General features: G+C 47.9%; 12 protein-coding genes. 3 read left to right on the top strand and 9 right to left on the bottom strand.

Annotated elements, in window-relative coordinates; genetic code table 11:
* Positions 1 to 563: 563 nt before the first annotated feature.
* Complete coding sequence (locus tag FEN17_RS16365) at positions 564 to 1,133, bottom strand: RNA polymerase sigma factor (RefSeq protein WP_138366405.1); 570 nt, start codon at positions 1,131 to 1,133, stop codon at positions 564 to 566.
* A 262-nt stretch (positions 1,134 to 1,395) separates the two neighbouring features.
* Between FEN17_RS16365 and FEN17_RS16360 the strand changes: the two genes are divergently transcribed.
* From FEN17_RS16360 to FEN17_RS16350, 3 genes are read left to right on the top strand one after another with little or no spacing between them, the layout of a single operon-like run.
* Positions 1,396 to 2,697 carry a hypothetical protein gene (locus FEN17_RS16360; RefSeq protein ID WP_138366404.1) on the top strand — a complete coding sequence of 434 codons (1,302 nt, stop codon included), beginning with the start codon at positions 1,396 to 1,398 and terminating at the stop codon, positions 2,695 to 2,697.
* 58 nt (positions 2,698 to 2,755) lie between these two features.
* Positions 2,756 to 3,595, top strand: a complete 840-nt coding sequence (locus tag FEN17_RS16355) for a carbohydrate-binding family 9-like protein (protein WP_229208845.1) — start codon at positions 2,756 to 2,758, stop codon at positions 3,593 to 3,595.
* A 23-nt stretch (positions 3,596 to 3,618) separates the two neighbouring features.
* The gene (locus FEN17_RS16350; protein WP_138366403.1) at positions 3,619 to 4,557 is read left to right on the top strand and encodes a serine hydrolase; all 939 of its coding nucleotides are present in this window, start codon (positions 3,619 to 3,621) and stop codon (positions 4,555 to 4,557) included.
* 18 nt (positions 4,558 to 4,575) lie between these two features.
* Here FEN17_RS16350 and FEN17_RS16345 read toward each other — a convergent pair whose 3' ends face one another.
* From FEN17_RS16345 to FEN17_RS16315, 8 genes are all read right to left on the bottom strand, one after another.
* On the bottom strand, positions 4,576 to 4,863 hold the full coding sequence (locus FEN17_RS16345; protein WP_138366402.1) for a hypothetical protein: 288 nt from the start codon (positions 4,861 to 4,863) through the stop codon (positions 4,576 to 4,578).
* A 29-nt stretch (positions 4,864 to 4,892) separates the two neighbouring features.
* Positions 4,893 to 7,292 (bottom strand): ABC transporter permease, encoded by a 2,400-nt coding sequence (locus tag FEN17_RS16340; protein WP_138366401.1) that lies wholly within the window; start codon positions 7,290 to 7,292, stop codon positions 4,893 to 4,895.
* A gap of 177 nt (positions 7,293 to 7,469) precedes the next feature.
* Positions 7,470 to 8,957 (bottom strand): capsule assembly Wzi family protein, encoded by a 1,488-nt coding sequence (locus tag FEN17_RS16335; RefSeq protein ID WP_229208844.1) that lies wholly within the window; start codon positions 8,955 to 8,957, stop codon positions 7,470 to 7,472.
* An 87-nt stretch (positions 8,958 to 9,044) separates the two neighbouring features.
* The gene (locus FEN17_RS16330) at positions 9,045 to 11,504 is read right to left on the bottom strand and encodes an ABC transporter permease (RefSeq protein WP_138366400.1); all 2,460 of its coding nucleotides are present in this window, start codon (positions 11,502 to 11,504) and stop codon (positions 9,045 to 9,047) included.
* A gap of 22 nt (positions 11,505 to 11,526) precedes the next feature.
* On the bottom strand, positions 11,527 to 13,632 hold the full coding sequence (locus FEN17_RS16325) for an ABC transporter permease (RefSeq protein ID WP_229208843.1): 2,106 nt from the start codon (positions 13,630 to 13,632) through the stop codon (positions 11,527 to 11,529).
* Positions 13,629 to 13,940 (bottom strand): ABC transporter permease, encoded by a 312-nt coding sequence (locus FEN17_RS27700; RefSeq protein ID WP_229208842.1) that lies wholly within the window; start codon positions 13,938 to 13,940, stop codon positions 13,629 to 13,631. Before FEN17_RS27700 ends, FEN17_RS16325 begins: the two co-directional genes overlap by 4 nt.
* A gap of 34 nt (positions 13,941 to 13,974) precedes the next feature.
* Positions 13,975 to 16,377 (bottom strand): ABC transporter permease, encoded by a 2,403-nt coding sequence (locus FEN17_RS16320; protein ID WP_138366399.1) that lies wholly within the window; start codon positions 16,375 to 16,377, stop codon positions 13,975 to 13,977.
* Between the two features lie 22 nt (positions 16,378 to 16,399).
* Positions 16,400 to 18,784: an ABC transporter permease gene (locus FEN17_RS16315; protein WP_138366398.1), complete on the bottom strand. Its 2,385-nt coding sequence runs from the start codon at positions 18,782 to 18,784 to the stop codon at positions 16,400 to 16,402.
* Positions 18,785 to 18,786 lie beyond the last annotated feature (2 nt).

Here is an 18,786-nt window from a genome sequence, read left to right as displayed (position 1 = left end):
AATTTATAAAATATTTTTACACCAATTAGATTGACTTATTCTACAAAGAAATACTCGTATTTCTTAAAAATTAGCATTTTTTCACAGGTTGCTTTGATAACCTAGTTGAAATTGTTTACCAAAATGATTAGTGTTTAAATATAAATATTTCAATAGGAGGCGTTTCTGCTACGCAGGATAACCTAATTTCGAAAAGATCATCACCTATACAAGTGAATTGACTTACAGCAGGAATTAAACAGCTGATAAGGAATGTCGGAGAAGCAATGTTGTGTAAATCTCCGTTTCATAGGAAGAAATAGCGGTAGTAATGTTTTTACAGACGGCCGCTTTTTGAGGAAGACTTAATCGTTTAAAACCGAAAGGTTTGCGAAAAATAGGATGTGGATATCTGGAAAATCAGCTGTGGACAATGCAAATCTGGCACTGAAGAATTTCGACAAGAATATTTTTTATCGAAATGTGCATTCTACAAACTTTATATTGCATTAAGGCAGGAACGGGCAATAAAAAAATCGGCCGCACGATGCGCCGATTTTTCCTTATAAATGAATGTATAAATGTCAGGCAAATGCCAGCTCGCCGCTTTGAACCGCAAAAATCGATCTCAGCTCCTGCAAAGCTTTTCTAATCCTTGATTTGACAGTGCCGAGCGGCAAATTCAGGTTTTCAGAAACTTCTTCGTGTGTATATCCTTGAAAGTAAACCAGGTCAATCAAGACTTTACGTTCAGGCAGCAGATTTTCCACGATCGACCGCAGATCTAGTGTGGCAGGCATCGGGTTGAAAACACTCGCGCTGATCAGTTGGCCATCCGTAACCGTATCCAGTTTCAGCACGTGCTCCATCTTCACTTCCATCCGTAGTTTGTCAATCGCCGTGTTGCGTGCAATGTTCAGTATCCAGGTGAACAGCGTCCCTTTTTCAGAATTGTAGCTCTGAATGTTCCGCCATATTTTAAGAAATGCGTCCTGCATAACATCAGCGGCGCGGTCTTCATCTTTGGTAATTTTCAGGATAATGCCGTAAAGTGCGGAGGAATAATGGTCGTATAAATATTCAAAAGCTCCCCGGTTGTTACTTTTGAGCAAAGTGACCAACTCATGCTCGGTGTAGGTAGATTTGACGCTCATTTTTTTCCTAGGGTATGGATGTATAAATATGAAGTTCACGCTCAATGGATTGAAGCTCGAAATACTATTTCTGTTCCAATTCTCCGCGACAAAAAACTTGGGTAAATTTCCCGCAATTTGGGGATTGCCAATATTCACAATCATGGCCCGGTTGTCCAGTGGGAATGTGGCAATCCCCAATTTTCGCGTTCCTGGGGAAAAGCTTATTTTTAGGCATCAGAAAATCCGGTTATTTATGTTATTCAAAAACCTCTTGCTAGCAATGATCCCAGCTATTTTGTTTTCGTGTGTATCCGGTACAAGTGAATCCGACGAGCATGTTGAGCTCGACAACATTGCCAGGGATTATGTGAAACTAGGACTGACCATCGGGCAATACGATGGTGATTTTGTGGATGCTTACTACGGTCCGGATTCGCTGAAACCCACTGGCAAACCGGAAGCAGCATTCCCAAAAGATTCCCTGCTCGGTCAGGCGGCGCAGTTGAAAAAGCAGCTCTCCGAACTGGCTGCCAAATCGAAAAACGATACCATTATACATCGCACCGGCTGGCTGACTTCGCAGCTGACGGCATTTGAAAGACGCATTAAAATCTTTTCAGGCGAATATGCGCCTTTTGACATCGAATCGAAGGAGCTTTTCGACGCCGTGGCGCCGGAATATCCCGAACAACATTTCCAGGATCTTATCTCGAAACTGAACCACATTCTTCCCGGAAAGGGCACATTACCCGAGCGTTTTCAAAGTCTCGCCGCGCATTTTCTGATCCCCGAAAATAAGATTGATACCGTGTTCCAGGCCGCCATCGCCGAAGCCCGCAAGCGCACATTGCAGCATTATAAGATGCCCGCGCAGGAAAAATTTACAATGGAATATGTGACCGACAAGCCGTGGTCGGGCTATAATTGGTACAAAGGAAATTACAATAGTGTGATCCAGATCAATGTGAGCCAGCCTATATTTATCGAACGCGCCATTGACCTGGCGTGTCACGAAGGCTATCCCGGCCACCACGTTTTCAATGCAATGCTGGAAGAAAAGCTGTATCACGACAAAGGCTGGATGGAAATTTCGCTCTATCCACTTTTCAGTCCGCAATCTTTGATCGCCGAGGGCAGCGCCAACTATGGTATCTCGGTCGCATTTCCGGGTGATGAGCAGAAGAATTTTTGCAAAGAAGTATTAATACCGCTCGCGGGTCTGGATACGGCCAAAACCGACGCATACTTTGAAGCATTGGAAATCAAATCGGAGCTGAATTATGCCAGAAATGAAGTGGCCCGCGGCCTGCTCAACAACTCGATGAAAGACGAAGAAGCCCAGCGCTGGCTGACCGACTACTGCCTGCTCACGCCCAAAGGTGCCACGGATTATTTGAGGTTTATCAAAAAATACCGCAGCTATGTGATCAACTATAATTATGGTCAGGATTTGGTGAAACAGTATATCGAGTCAAAAGGCGGGACGGCTGACAATCCGGCGCGGCGCTGGGAATTGTTTGGGGAGCTGCTCAGCAACCAGGTAAAAGCAAGCGACCTCACCAAATCTTTGCCCGCCAAATAATGCTTCTAAATGGATTAGAGCCTATATTGGATGATTAACTACGCCCTTTAACCCGGTTTTGAGAAATTTTTATTTACCATTTAAAAAAAGCTGCTGCGCTTTTGCCGCAGCATTATTTCTCGCGAACATTTCAGAAATATTCGCACAGCCTGCGGCCGCACCCAGGGAATATACCTGCTTTCAAACTACCAAACCGCTGCACATTGACGGCAAGCTGAACGAAAGTGCCTGGAAAAAAGCCGCCTGGACAGCCACTTTTGTGGACATTGAAGGTGATAAAAAGCCGCTGCCCCTGCAGGAAACAAAGGTAAAAATGCTGTGGGACAGCGCTTACCTCTATATCGGCGCCGTCATCGAAGAGGAACATATCTGGGCCTATCAGGAAAAAAGGGACCAGATTGTGTACCTGGAAAATGATTTCGAAGTTTTTATCGACCCCGACGGAGATACCGAAAATTATTACGAGCTCGAAATCAATGCATTGAATAATGTATTCGATCTGTTTTTACCCAAAACCTATCGAAAAGGCGGGAAGGCTCAGCTGAAATGGGACATCGCCAACCTGAAATCGGCGGTAACCATCAACGGCAGCATCAACGATCCGAAAAACAAAGACAAACGCTGGACGGTAGAGATTGCCATACCTTTTAAATCCTTGTCCAATGAGCACGTAGCAGCGATTTCCCCGCAAGACGGCTCCACGTGGCGGATCAATTTTTCGAGGGTAAACTGGCAGCATGCAATCGGTGAAGACGGAAAATACAGCCGCAAGCGAAATCCTGAAATCAACAAGATCATCCCCGAATACAACTGGGTGTGGTCGCCCCAGGGTATTATCAACATGCATTATCCCGAATATTGGGGTTACCTGCATTTCAGCACCCAAAAAAGAAAGTAAATCCGATTACCGCGACATTAAAAATGACCCTGATAAAACATCTCTCTCTCCTACTTCTGCTTTTTCTTTTTTGTCTGAATGCTAATTCCCAGCCTTCCGCGACAGGTAAGATTTCCGTCGATAAAAAGCTGACCAACAAGCTGGTACAAGCATTGACAGGCTTTCATGGGGAAGTGGGGGTGTATGTCCGCAACCTGAAAACCGGCAAGGTGGCCTTGGTCAATGCAGATACTTTATTCCCAACCGCTAGCATGGTCAAAGTCCCGATCTTGTGCGGGGTTTTTGATAAGATTAACAAAGGCGAACTGACATTTAACCAGGAACTCATTTACCGCGATTCTCTCAAATACGATGATGGCGTTGTAGGCTCCTTTCGCGACAGCACCAAAATTGCATTGCCCAAAGTGGTGCATTTAATGATTTCCATCAGCGACAATACCGGGAGTCTTTGGCTGCAGGCACTGGCTGGCGGCGGTGAGGCCATCAATTCCTGGCTCGACACCAATGGTTTTTCTCAGACGCGCGTCAACTCGCGGACGCCGGGACGCAAGGCATTTCAGGCAAGATATGGTTGGGGACAAACTACGCCCCGCGAAATGGCCGAGCTGGTGACGATGATTTACAATAAAAAAGCCATTGAACCGGAAGCCAGCGAGAGAATGTACCGGTATCTCGGCATGCAGTTCTGGGATGGAGAAGCTATTTCACAAATACCGCCATACATTAAGACTGCGGTAAAAAATGGTGCGGTAAACCAGGCAAGATCCGAAGTATTGGTGGTCAACGCGCCGCACGGGGATTATGCTTTTTGCATAACCACCAAAAACCAGCAGGACCAGTCGTGGCAGAAAGATAATGAAGGTTACGCGCTGATCAGGAAAGTGTCGGCCATCATCTGGAACCACTTCGAACCAAAAAGTGACTGGAAACCGACAGGAAATGTGGGGAGGTACTGGTTCTGAACCTCCCCTTTTTTCGTTTTAGGCCATCACCGTTTTCAGCAAATTCCGGCTTTCTTTTTTTACAAATGTGATGGGTACAAAATCGTCATTGGGAGCTCCAATATAATAAACCGTCCAGTCCGGATCGTGGTGCGAGAGCATTTCACTGATGCAATCGGCCCTGTGCGCCACGGGGTTAGAGCAATCTTCCCAATAAAACAACTCGACGCGATAGAACAAGTTTTGCTTGATTCCATTGATCGTTACTTCAACTTTGATCTCCTGCTTACCTGGAAGCGGCGGGATAGGGATAGCAATGTGGCTCATAAGGATAGTAGAGTTTTAGAATTCATATTTCATTCAGCGCGAAGTGATTTTACAGGATTTGTCAATGCTGCCTTGATACTCTGAAAACTGATCGTACACATGGCGACCAGGACGGCCAGCAGACCCGCCGCGACAAACATCCACCACTCAATGTCAATACGATAAGCGAAATCGTTGAGCCAGGTATTGATGGCCCACCAGGCAATCGGCGAGGCGATGAGGATAGCAGCGATAACCAGTTTTAGAAAGTCCCGCGATAGCAGAGCGACAATTCCCGCCACCGAAGCACCCATCACTTTTCTGACACCGATCTCTTTCACACGTCTTTCTGCCGAGTAAGAAGCCAGGCCGAACAAGCCCAGGCACGATATGAAAACCGCCAGGCCCGCCAGTATGCCCACAATTTCACTTACCTGACTATCTGCCTGATAAAGAGACGCGAAATGTTCATCTAGAAACGAATAAGTAAACGGCTGCTCAGGCACCTGCGTTTTCCAGACAGACTGGATCGCTGCCACGGCCTGCTTCACATTTTCGCCTTTGATCCGCACCGACATTTCGGAGTAACCCCAATCTTTTTGATTAAAAAGGCACAATGTTTCGATCTTATGGTGCATCGAGTTGAAATTGAAATCCTCGGCAATCCCGACAATCGTAGAAAGCGAATCCATACCCGAAAACCCAAAACGCTTCCCGATCAGGGACTGCATGGTCAATGTCGGCTCTTCTTCGAGCAGCTTTTTCGCCAGGGATTTATTGATAATGTAGGATTTGGCATTGTCGGCCGGGGTATCCTGGAAATTACGTCCCGCAACGAGTTTGATTTTATATAATGACAAATAATCCGGATCGACCACAACCTGCGAGGACGCAATGTCCTTCTTCGCGCCGGTACCCACAAATGACACGCCGGTCTGATGAAAATTATTGCCCAGTCGCTGCTGCGAGCCGCTTACTTTTTCGATGTAAGGACTGGCCAGCAGCTCCTGTTTCAGGGAACTGTATTTCGGGTTTGATTTGGAATCCAGCGGAATGATCACCACCTGCTCCCGGCTGAAACCCGGATCTTTATTCACCATAAACCGCAGCTGCTTAACCGCAAAACCGGTAGCTGTGATCAGAAAAACCGCCGCAGTAAATTGTGCGATGACCAGCGCATTCCTGAAACCACTTTTTCCGATGCGCAAGGTGCCTTTCAAAACCTGGATCGGTTCAAAGGATGATAAAAAAGCGGCTGGGTAAAGTCCTGAGAATATCCCGATCAGGATGGTAGCGGCTAGTATGGTAAGCAGCAGGCCGGGATTTGTGAAAATTGAAAATTCAAGTGCGCGCTGACTAAAATTGGCCACAGCAGGCATTACCAGTTTTACGACCGCAATCGCCAGTACCAGCGCAATCATTGCCAGCAGCACCGATTCACCGATAAACTGCCCGGCCAGCTGAAACCGCTGCGCCCCGATGGACTTCCTGATACCTACTTCCTTCGCCCGGCCGGTAGAGCGCGCCGTCGATAAATTCATGAAATTCACACAGGCGATCACCAGTACAATGATGGCGATCACGGAGAAAATGTAGGTATATCCGCGGTCGAATTTCTGGTGATTGATATAGTCATGGGTAATGTCGGAAGACTTTGCGTGGACGTCGCCGAGCGGCTGCAAAAACAGCTCGTAAAACTTCCAGCCGTCATTTTTCATGTGTGTTTTCAGGAATGTCGGAAACTTCTTTTCCAGGGCAGCCACATTCGTACCCGGTGCAAGTTCGAGGTAAGTGACCAGCCAGTTTCCGCCCCAGTTATCCATAAAATCCGGCTTGATAATGGTCGTAAAAGAAAATAGCGCATCGAACTGCAAATGGGAATTCGCAGGTGCATCTTCCATCAGGCCCGTCACCTTGAATGTCAGCGTATCATTACTATAATTTGTGACGTATTTACCAATCGGATTTTCCTTCCCAAAAATGCTGACGGCGCTTTTTTCAGAGAGTACAATGCTGTTCGGCTCTTTCAGTGCAGAATTTTTGTCCCCTTCAATTAACTTGTAATCAAACATTTGGAAAAAATTCGGGTCAGCCCAGATCACCTGCGGCATTTCTACTTTCTTCTCACCTACCGTCAGCATCACATGCTCGGATTTCCGGATACGAATAAAATCCTTGATCTGCGGATAATCCTTTTTCAATGTCGGCCCCATCGGGAACATCGACAGCGCCACTTTTTGCGGTGCCACCATTCCCTCAAATTTCTGCACTTCGTCGAGGCGATAGATATTTTTGGTATGGACCTTGTCGAAACTTTTTTCAAATGAAACAAACAGCATGATCACAATGCACGCCGCCATACTGATTGCCAGACCGAGGATGTTGATGGCCGAAAAAACCTTGTTTTTCCAGATGTTACGGAAGGCGATCTTGAAGTAATTTTTTAACATACAGCTGACGGGTTTGCAGAATTCCAAGGATGAACAAAGCAAAAGCAACAAAGTTGTGCCAGTCAATACAACTTATTGTATTTCAACGTTTTACATCCGAAAAAAGATATAGAAATGTCCATTTCCGAACAACTTTGTCCGCGGTTGGACAGTCTTAAAATGTAGTTACATGGATGCTTACCACGACTTACGGATACCCAGGTAGCCGCCGGTGTTTTTGGTAAAAATATCGCCCCGGTCAATCGCTACTTTTGCGATAATGCTGGTGTTCAAACGAGCGATCCGGTATTGGGCTGAGAGCAGGGAAGAGAGCTGCGGGAGTACCGGGTCGAAGTTCGCGCCCGGCGTGCCGAAGTTGCGGCTGTAAGACGTCCGGAATGTAAGCAGCCACGATTTGGCAATCGCGCCCTGCACACCGATATACCACATATTCACACGGTTATTGGGGAAAAACCGGTCGTTGACGACCTTTGAATGGTCCATATCCTTGCTCGGAATAATAAAAGGCGTCCCGATCGTCCGGCCCAGGTACGACCAGCCTTCGGTATACTGAGAGTGGCTGAAATAATTGTCCGCACCCTGGTACTTGCTTCCCGGAATGTAGAATGTGGAACCCGACTGATCTTTGGTTGTCAGGAACTCCAAAGTTAAATGCGTGATCCTGAAACCGTTGGAACTGGAATTTGAAATGGTTTTATAGTTAATACCATACAAACCGTCCGGAATGTTTTTGAACAACATACTCGAAACATCTTCAAAAGGATGCTGATGATACACAAAAAGCTTGTGATCGTTAACTGTTACATCAAACGCAAAATCGTAGCTACCCAGGTGATTACCAAGCCGGTAGCTATCAAACGCACCATAACCGTTTTTTTCGAACCAGTTTTTGGAAGTATATGCAAAAATCACATTCGGATAAAACTTCCAGGATGAAGGCAACTTGCCATCCAGCGCCAGCTCGGGATGCTGTTTCAGGTAATCCGAATGTCCCGCCCAGAGCACATTATGGTTGAGCCCAAAATAGAACTTGGCTTTCGATTTCGGTTTACCGAGCCTAAAATAGAGGAACTTCTGGTGCAGCCGCACGCCGTCGAGATAGTCCGTATTAAACCAGCCGTGCGAGAACCCGGCGTGAATAGCCAGGAAGCTTTTGGTAAATTTTAAAGGTGTAAAACCAATAGTCCCGATCTGGATTTTCGGTATCGGCAGCGCATTACCCGAGCCTGAATAAAAGCCCGACGTCAAGGTCGAGTCGCCAAGCCCCATCAGTTCCTTTCTTCTGCCCACATACAACTCCGTATTCTTGAAACGAACGCTCGCAAATGCCTCAGGGAGAAGCACCTTGGTGTTATTTGTTTTATCAAATGTCAAAACCGGACTTACCGCCGCCTTCCAGTCGAGTTTTTTGGGACGATTGGCAAGGCTATCAAAAAAAACGTATTTCTTACTAATCGAAGCCTGCAAAACCCCGGCAGGCGCATAATTGGGAACAATCCCAAACTGCCCGGTGCGCAACCAAAAAGGCGTATTATCAGAAGAAGATGCATATCCACCTGCCTCTATATACGTCCCGAAACCCATTTTCGAAAAATCCTTCTGCGCATGCGCAAAACCAGACACCAAAAAAATAGCAACAACAAGGATATAAGTAAAAACTCTCAAGGCGGCTACGTGTGCAAAAGATGAGCCTGCAAATTAATGGGTTAACGGGAAAAAAGGTGACGGGTTAAGGGAATTTAATGTATGGTTTTACTCACTCTTCAAACTCCTCACCGGATTCACCAGCGCTGCCCGGATGCTCTGATAACTTACCGTAAGCAAGGCGATTCCTACCGCCAGGAATGCCGCCAGCGCGAAAATCCACCATTCAATATTGACTTTATATTCAAAGGATTGCAGCCAGCGGTGCATAGCGTACCATGCGGCGGGGGCCGCCAGAAGAATTGCAATGAAGATGAGTTTCAGGAAATCCTGAGACAACAAAGCCACAATGCTGGCGACGGAAGCTCCGAGTACTTTTCGAACGCCGATTTCTTTGGTGCGCTGGGCCGAGGTGAAGGCGATGAGGCCGAGTAATCCAAGGCAGGCGATGAAGATAGAAATGAGCGCAAAAATGCGGAATGCGTCGAAAACGAGCTGTTCTACCACGTAACCTTTCGCCAGCGAATCATTCAAAAACGTGTATTCGTACACATCCTGCGGGAATGTTCGTTTCCAGGTTTTTTCTACCATCCCCAAGGTGGACTGTAAGCCGGCCCAATGTCCGTCCGCCGCGCTCAGCCTTACCTGGATTTGTTCATAAAATCCCGTGTTCCAAACCATCAGCACGCAAGGCGTGATAGCCTGCTGCAACGAAACATTGTGAAAATCCTTCACGACACCAATCACCGGCGCTTCGCCTTCGCTGATCTTTACAATTTTACCAATTGCAGTTTCCGGCGTAAGCCCCAGCATTTTAGCCATCGTTTCGTTGATTACAAAACCATTGAAAGCTTCGCCATCTTTGACCACATTGGATAAAGAAAACCACCTGCCGGCAACCGTTTTCAGATCAAAAAGTGATTGATAATTTAGATCGACGATCTTCATTTCTGCCTGACGGTCCATGCGGCTGTCTTCCGACGGCAAACGGAAACTGGTGCCGTAATAATTCCGGGTGATGGGCGCACCAGAAGAAAAGCTCACCTCTTTCACGGCAGGATTTTGTTTCAGCTGCTCCCGAAAAACGTCCATTTTGCCCGGTACCTGATTTTTCGGTGCGTTAATCGTCACAACCGCGTCCCTGGCAAAGCCCAGGTTTTTGTTCATAAAAAAATTCATTTGCCTGGAAGCCACCAGCATCCCGACGATCAGGCTGTACGTAATGCAAAATTGCATGACGATCAGACCGTGGCGCAATGAAAATCCGCGGCGCGGCGTGTCGCTGATATTTTTTAATGCTTTGATCGGCTGAAACCTGGACAAAATAATGGCCGGGTAACCACCCGCCAGCAATGCGACAACCAGCACCATTCCCGCAGCAAAAAGCCAGACCGAAAGATCCATTTGCAGTTGCAGGTTGATCAGTGTTAATGAGTGGTTCAGCCAGTTGAGCAGCAGGTCGAGGCCGCTGAGGGATATCAGCCCGGCAAGCGCGGAGATCATGCATGTTTCACCAATAAACTGTGCAAAAAGCTGGTATTGACTGCTCCCGACCGATTTACGGACACCTACTTCTTTACTCCGCTTGCTGGCCTGGGCCGTGGTGAGGTTAATAAAATTGAATGCGGCGATCAAAATCAGGAATACCGCGAGGCTTGAAAGCCCCAGCAACATTTGTTTGCTTACCCGGTAGCTGCCCGTAAAATCACTGTAAGTAGGGTCGGTATGCGCCTCGCGGAGCGGTTGCAATACATATTGAATGTCGCGCTGGTCCTCCGCGTTCATATATTTTTTCTCCAACTGCGCCAACTGCGTCTCCAAAGCTTTCACAGACATTCCGGCACCCAGCGTCACATACACCGTCCCCTGGTAATTCCCCGACCAGTTGTTGGCCTGATAGCGGTTGCTGGCTTTGAAAAACGCATAATTTACCAGCATATCAAACAGCAGGTTGGTATTATGCGGTGGATTGCGGATAATGCCCGAAACAGTCAGATGGTCAGAGTTGTTGAGCATCAGGGTTTTGCCCAGGATCTCGTCGTACCGGCCCGCGTAATCTGCAAAATATCGGTCTGCCAGTTTTTCCGTCAAAACCACCGCATTATCCTGCGAAAAAGCTTTTTCGGCGTTTCCCGCCAGCCACATTCTCTGAGGCATTGCCTTGCTGAAATCGAATGTTTGCAGGTAATATTTATCCGCAAACATGACCCGGTCTTCCTCAAATCGGACCACATTGCCTTTGTTGTCTGTGGCACTGATCACCCGGTCCATTGGCCCAGCAATTTGCGTCACACCGACGCCTGAAATGTCATTCCGGATCGCCTCGGCGAGCGGGTATGCTGTGGTAGGCCAATGCTGAATACCATCAGCCTTGCGGTGATGCTCCACCACCCGGAAGATTTGATCCGAATTGGTATGAAAAGCATCGAAATTGAGCTCGTAACGAACAAAAATAAATATCACCAGGCAGCCGGTCATACCCAGCGCCAGGCCCAGCACATTAATTCCAGTATGAAAACGATCCTGCCGAAGGCGGCGGAGGGCGATTTTTAGATAATTGATCAGCATTAGATTAGTTGGTTTTTGTTTGTTACTCGCCCTTAAGCGACCTCACCGGGTTCATCAGCGCTGCTTTGATGGTCTGGTAACCTATGGTGGCGAGTGATATAATGATCAGCAATGAACCGGCGGCGAGGAAAATCTGCCAGGAAATGCTGGTTTTAAAGGCGAAGTTGTCCAGCCATTTGTCCATCGCCCACCAGGCTAGCGGCGAGGCGATGAGGACCGAGATACAGACGAGTTTCAGGAAATCTCCTGATAATAATTGTGTGATGCTCAGGACAGAAGCGCCCAGCACTTTGCGGATGCCGATTTCTTTGGTACGCTGCTCGGCCGTGAATGTGGCAAGCCGGAAAAGCCCCAGGCAGGCAATGAAAATCGCGATAAAGGCAAAGTAGCTGATCAGTTCCGCGGTCCGCTCTTCTTTTTCATAATTTTTCTGAAATTCCTGATCGAGGAATGTGTATTCGAAAGGTGAGTTAGGATTGATCTTCGTCCAGGTTTTTTCCATGTTGGCTAAAACCTTTTTATAATCGCTGGTTTTCAAATCCACAACCACAAAGCTACCGGCTGAACTGAATATCGGTGCGATACTCAGCGCCAAAGGTTTGATTTCCTGTTGAAGTCCCTCAGAATGATAATCTTTCACCACCCCGATGATATTCATCGTCACTTTTTTGTTGTCAAAATCATAGTAAATCTTGCGCCCTACGGCATTGTCTATTGCATAACCCAGTTCACGGACCGCCGTCTCATTCAGAACAACCGCATTGGTGTCGGCAGTGAATTCCTTGGCAAAACTCCTACCCGCCAGCACATTGATCCCCAGCGTTTTCACGTAATCTTCATCAACATAAACCGTACTCACATCGACATTTTGGTTTACCGTTTTCCCTTCGGCATAGAACATCATATCCTGCACATTCTCAACACCCGGATAAGCCGACGCCCGGGTAGCGGAAAGCACTTCTGCATTATTTGCCAGCTCATCTTTCAAAATTTTGTAGTTCGAGGCGGATTCCCCGCTCAAAAGCGGCAGTACCATTTTTTGATTTTTACTAAAACCTAAACTCCGACTGCTCAGATAATCCATCTGGCGACCGATTAGCAGAGCGCCCAGGATAAGCACCATGGAAATGGTAAACTGAAAAACCACGAGTCCTTTGCGGATCAAAACGGCCGACAGGCTGCGCTGTAAGCGGCCTTTTAAAACGGATATCGGCGTAAAAGACGACAGATAAAATGCAGGGTAGCAACCGGAAATCAGCCCGGTACCCAGGGTTAGGGCCAAAAGCCAGCCGTAAATTTCCCGGTGCTCGCCGAGTGATAAGGTTTTGCCGGTTACATCATTGAGCACCGGCGTCATCAACAGGATCAGCACAAAGGAAATTACCAGCGCAAAGACACTCATCATCATGGATTCACCTAAAAACTGACCCACAAGCCCGCCTCTGACAGCGCCGATTACTTTTCTCAAACCCACTTCCCTGGCGCGCTTTTCACTACGCGCAGTACTGAGGTTCATAAAGTTGATGCAGGCGATTACCAGCAAAAATGCCGCGATGGAGCTGAAAATGTAGAGATACCGGACATTACCATTCGGTGCGATCTCGAACCCGAAATTGGAATGCAGGTAAATGTCGCGCAAAGGCTGGATAAAAAGCGTTTTGTTTACGCCGGTTGTGAAATCTTTCCCGCCGTTCCGTTCGAGGAAACCTTTCAGCTTGTCGGTAAAACCCGCCGCACTTGTCGCTTTGTTGAATTTAATATAGGTATGAAAAATGTTGTTGGTCGACCAGTTGCTTTGCCTTTTCACCCAGCCGCCTATATCATTGTTGTTCATAGACAGGAACATGCGCGCTGGAATGTGCGATTTTCCGGTTTCTTTAAAAACCCCTTTAACCGTATAACTATTCTCCGCGAAAGGCAGCATTACCTTGATCACTTTGTTGACAGGATCGGCATCCCCGAAAAATTTTCCTGCAATTTCTTCTGATAGAATGATCGTATTCGGCTCGTTTAAGGCCGTTTTTTTCTCGCCAAACTTGAAATCGTAGTCAAAAAGCTGGAAGAATGTGGAGTCAACATAGTATCCGTTGATTTCATAAAACTTCTTTTGATTGGGCTCGTATTTCAAAAAAACTTCTCTACGCCGGGCATTCGCAGCAGCCGCGCAACCTGCTCTACCTCAGGATAATCCTTTTTCAAACCGCCGGCCACAGGTGCAGAAAGCGCCACCCATTTCTCATCCTTGTCTTCAATAGCAACCCTGTAAATCCGGTCACAGTCGGCAAAATGCTTATCATAACCTGCTTCATCGATCACATAAAGCGTGATCAAAGTACAGGTAGTAATCCCGATAGCCAGCCCTAGAATGTTAATCAGGCTGTAAACCTTGTTGTGAGCAAGATTGCGAAAGGCGATTTTCAGGTAGTTGGTTAGCATGGGGGACGGAAGTTGTTTTTGTATACGTAATACCTTACTCGCTCCTCAGCGATTTCACCGGATTCAACAATGCGGCGCGGATGGCTTGGTAGCTGACAGTCAGGACGGTGATGAGGATTGCAGAGATGGCAGCGGCGGGGAAAATCCACCATTGAATGGTTGTATGGTATTTATAGGTTAAAAGCCAGCCGCTCAGGAAGTAGTAGGCAATCGGGCTGGCGATGGCGCACGAAATGATGACCAGGACCAGGAAATCCTGGGACATTAATGTCCACAAATTCAAGATAGATGCGCCGAGGACTTTGCGGACCCCGATTTCCTTGATCCGCTGCTCAGCCACGAAAGAAGCCAGGCCGAACAAGCCGAGACAAGAAATAAAGATCGCCAGACCGGAAAAAATCCCGGCCAGTTTGCCGATACGTTCTTCGGATGAGAATTTCTTACCAAAATCGTCACTCACAAACTGGTATTCAAAAGGCGCCGAGGGCACGTGTTTTTTCAAAACTTTCTCGACCGACGACAGCGATTCCTGCACGCTTTTATTGGGGTTGAGCTTGATGGTCATGAAGTTGGACGCATCCTTATTCATCAGATAAAAGCTCTGGCGCACCGGCTCATAGGGCGATTCCATCAGCATATCTTTAATGACCCCGATGATGGTGTAATGTTCGGCGTCTTTCCCGCTGCCCCACTGCACGATCTTACCGACCGGGTTTTTTATTCCCATAAATTTTACAGCCGCTTCGTTGACGACCAGGCCCGTCGAATCTGTTAAAAACGATCTTGAAAAATCGCGGCCTTCCGTGAAATTCCAGCCTACGGTTTTGCCAAAATCAGGTGTAACCCAAATTGTACAAAAATCCGCCTGTAACTCCGGGTTCTTGCCTTCCCAGCTGAAACCACCATTATTTGACCATACGCCAGTGGGCGGGCTGGAAGATAATGCGACGGATGAAATGCTGCCAGAATTTCTCAGATCGTCCTGGATAATTTCGGAGCGCTGCGTGAATTCTGGAACACCCAAACCAATCATAATCAGTCCATTGTAGTCGTATCCCATCGGGCGGCTTTTGGTATGCTGGATTTGCTGGTAAACAATGACGGTGCCGATGATCAATGTGATAGAAACGGTAAACTGCATTACTACCAGCACTTTACGAGGAACCGCCGCAAACTTCCCTACCCGAAATGCGCCTTTCAAAACGCGGATAGGCTGAAAAGAAGAGAGATAAAGCGCCGGATAACTCCCCGCGAGCAAGCCGGTCAGAAATACAAAAACCAGACTCGCCAGCCAGAAACTTGGATTGCCCCACGGAAATTCGATTTGTTTGGCGGCCATTTCATTGAAAGCGGGAAGCAAAGCGATCGTCAGCACCACTGCGCCTGCATAAGCAATGACAACAACCAGGAAAGATTCGCTGAAAAACTGGTTGACCAGCTGCGCCCGCAAAGAGCCGACCGCCTTGCGGATCCCCACCTCCTTTGCCCGTTTTTCGGAGCGCGCGGTGCTCAGGTTCATAAAATTGATGCAGGCCAGGAAGAGTACAAAAGCGCCTACAATTGCAAACAACCAGACATATTTGATAAAACCGCCCAGGTTCTCACCTTCCACCCAGTTGGAGCGCAAGTGCCAGTTGCTCATCGGGTGCAGGAAAATTTCCGGTTTGGAAGTCCGCTCATCTTTGGCAAGTCTGTCGAGTTTCGCATTTTTTATTTTCGCACTCAGCTTATCGATATCGACGTGGTCGGCCACCTGTGCGAAAAGCTGGAAAGAGTTGTTATCCCACTGGCCTTCATCCCGCGCTCGCTTCACCCACGAAACGGTATTCACGTACAACTCCCAGGGCGCGATGAAATTAAGGTCTTGAAATTCAGTGTTATTAGGCAAGTTTTGATATACACCCGTGACTTTCACATCATTTTTATTATTCATTTTAATGATCTTCCCCATCGCTGGCTGCGACCCAAAAAGCGCTTCGGCAGTCCTGGCGGAAAGAATGATCGAATTCTGCTCTTTCAATGCGTGATAATCGCCGTGCAGCATTTCGAGGGAAAGCATTTCGGGGATGGCCGCATCCATAAAATTCCCGGATTTTGAGATCTTCTTATCGCCGTAAGCCAGGATCTGCGGACCCTGCCAGGTAGCCATCGCCAGATGTTTGAAATCGCTGCCATATCTGTTCTTCATTTCTACCACCAGCGGCATCGGTACCGACTTTTCGGTGCCTTTGTGACCATTGATATGCTGGTGCTGCATGACCTGCACTAGCCGGTCGTAATTCCGGTGGTAGCGGTCGTAAGTCAGCTCGTCGTACACCCAGAGGCCGATGAGCATTGCTACTGCCATACCCACGGCCAGGCCGCCAATGTTAATAGCCGAATAACCTTTGTTTTTCAAAAGGCTCCGATACGCGATTTTGAGGTAGTTTTTAAGCATGGTCGATGTTGGTTAGGTTTGTTCACTCACTTCTAAGCGATTTCACGGGATTGGCAAGCGCAGCTTTGATTGCCTGAAAACTGACGGTGAGTAACGTAATAAAGAGAGCCCCACCTGCCGACGCCGCAAAAACCCAGGCGGGAATTTCGGCGTGGTAAGCATAGCCTTTCAGCCAGTTGTCGAGGACATAAAAGGCGATAGGCGCGGCCAGAACGCAGGAAATGACGACGAGCAAAATGAATTCTTTTGATAGCAAAGCCCATAAATTGGCAACAGACGCACCGAGTACTTTTCTGACGCCAATCTCCTTTTTCCGCTGCTGGGCCGTGTAAGAAGCAAGGCCGAACAAACCAAGACAGCTCACCAAAACCGCCAGCGTCGCAAAGAAGGACGACAGCTTGCCGATCCGCTCCTCCGCCTTGAATTTCTTGTCGTGCTCAATGCTGATAAAGTTGTACAGGAAGGGACTGGCCGGGTTATATCTCTTAAAAATGGGCTCGATCCTGGCCAGAGAAGCAGCTGCACTGACATTAGGATTCAGCCGCATCGTGATGTAATTCATCCAGTTGTAATTCAAAAAATATACGGTTTGCTTCACCGGCTCGAAAGGTGAGTCTGTCACAATGTCCTTGATCACGCCGAGAATGTGAAATTTCAAACCGCCCCACCGGATTTCTTTACCGACCGGATCCTTGATACCCATATATTTGATCGCACTTTCGTTGATGACCAAACCCAGCGTATCCGTCGAATAAGCGCGGTCGAAATCCCTGCCCTCTTTCATCTTCCAGTTGACGGTTTTGCCAAAATCGTGGGTGCATGCCACAATGTTAAAATCGACCGGCATGTTGGGGTCTTTACCGTCCCATTCCAGTCGGGTGTCATTTGAGAAAACGCCGGTAGTCGGGCTCGACGATTCGGCCACGCTGGTAACCGCCCCTGAGCGCAGCAGCTCTTCATTGATGATCGCGTAATTTTTCTGAACCTCCGGCGTGTTCATTGTCACGTGCACCAGACCGTTCCGATCGTAGCCGATCGGTCGGTTGCGGACAAACTGGATCTGCCGGAAAACAATCAGCGTACCGATAATCAATGTTACCGAAACCGTGAATTGCAACACCACCAATACCTTCCGCGGCATGGATGAAAACCGGCCCAGGCGCACGGTAGCGCCTTTTAAAATCTTCACCGGCTGGATCGACGAAAGAAAAACCGCCGGGTAACTTCCCGCCACAAGTCCTGTAAACAAGCAAAAACCCAAAGTGAGGAGCCAGAAAACCGGGTTGTTGGTCGGAAGCACAATGCTCTTGTCCGCTACCTCATTGAATGTTGGTAGTGCGAGCACCACCGCGAGCATGCAAAGCACAAAGGCCAGTGCGACTACCAGAAACGATTCGCTGAAAAACTGACCGATCAGTTGGCTGCGCACGGAGCCGACGGCTTTGCGGATACCAACTTCCTTCGCCCGTTTTTCGGATTGTGCTGTGGATAAATTCATGAAATTGATACAAGCCAGCAGCAGCACAAATGCGCCATTGATCCCGAAAAGCCACACAAACTGGATCCTTCCGCGCACCTCCACGCCATTTTCCCACTCCGAATACAGATGCCAGCGGTCCATCGGGTTCAGAAAAACCTCCGGCTTTGACTTCGCCTCCTCAGGCACATGCTTCTGACGTACTTGCCTGATTTTATCCGAAACCGCCGCAAAAGTAGTTTTCGGCGCCAGCTGGACGAAAATCTCAAAAGAGTTGACATTCCAGTTATCCGCTACCCTTTTCACCCATTCCTGATCCGCCTCGAAATGCTTGAAAGGCATCAGAAAAGCCACATCCTTGAAATAGGAATTTCGTGGAAAATCCTGGTAAACGCCGGCGACGGTCACATTTCTCTTATTGTCAATTTTAATGATCTTATTCAGCGGATCAGCGGTACCGAACAATGTTTTCGCCAACGATTCGGAAAGCATGATCGATAGCGGATCATTTAGCCCGCTGGCTTTGCCGCTCAGCATGTTGACCGGCAGCATTTCAGAAAATTCCGGCTCGACATAATACCCCGATTCCGCCAGCTTATCCTCCCCGACTGTCAATATCCGCCGCCCCGAACCGTGCGAAAGGATCACATGATCGAAGTACCCGGCGTACTCGTTTTTCAATGCCGTGGAAAGCGGGATCGGCACGAAATCGCCAGTCGCAACTTTGCCTTCAAAAGTCTGCTGCTGCATAACCTTTCCGATCCTGTCATGATTTTCAAAGCCTTTGTCAAAGCTCAGTTCGTCATAAATCCAGAGCCCGATGAGCATAGCCACCGCCATCCCCATCGCCAGCCCGCCAATGTTGATAGCCGAATAACCTTTATTGGCAACAAGGTTCCGGAAGGCGATTTTTAAATAGTTTTTCAGCATGG

The sequence above is a fragment of the Dyadobacter luticola genome, from assembly GCF_005860805.1.
GTDB lineage: Bacteria > Bacteroidota > Bacteroidia > Cytophagales > Spirosomataceae > Dyadobacter > Dyadobacter luticola.
Note: the sequence above shows the minus strand (reverse complement) of the source record. Positions and strands in the feature narration are given on the sequence as shown.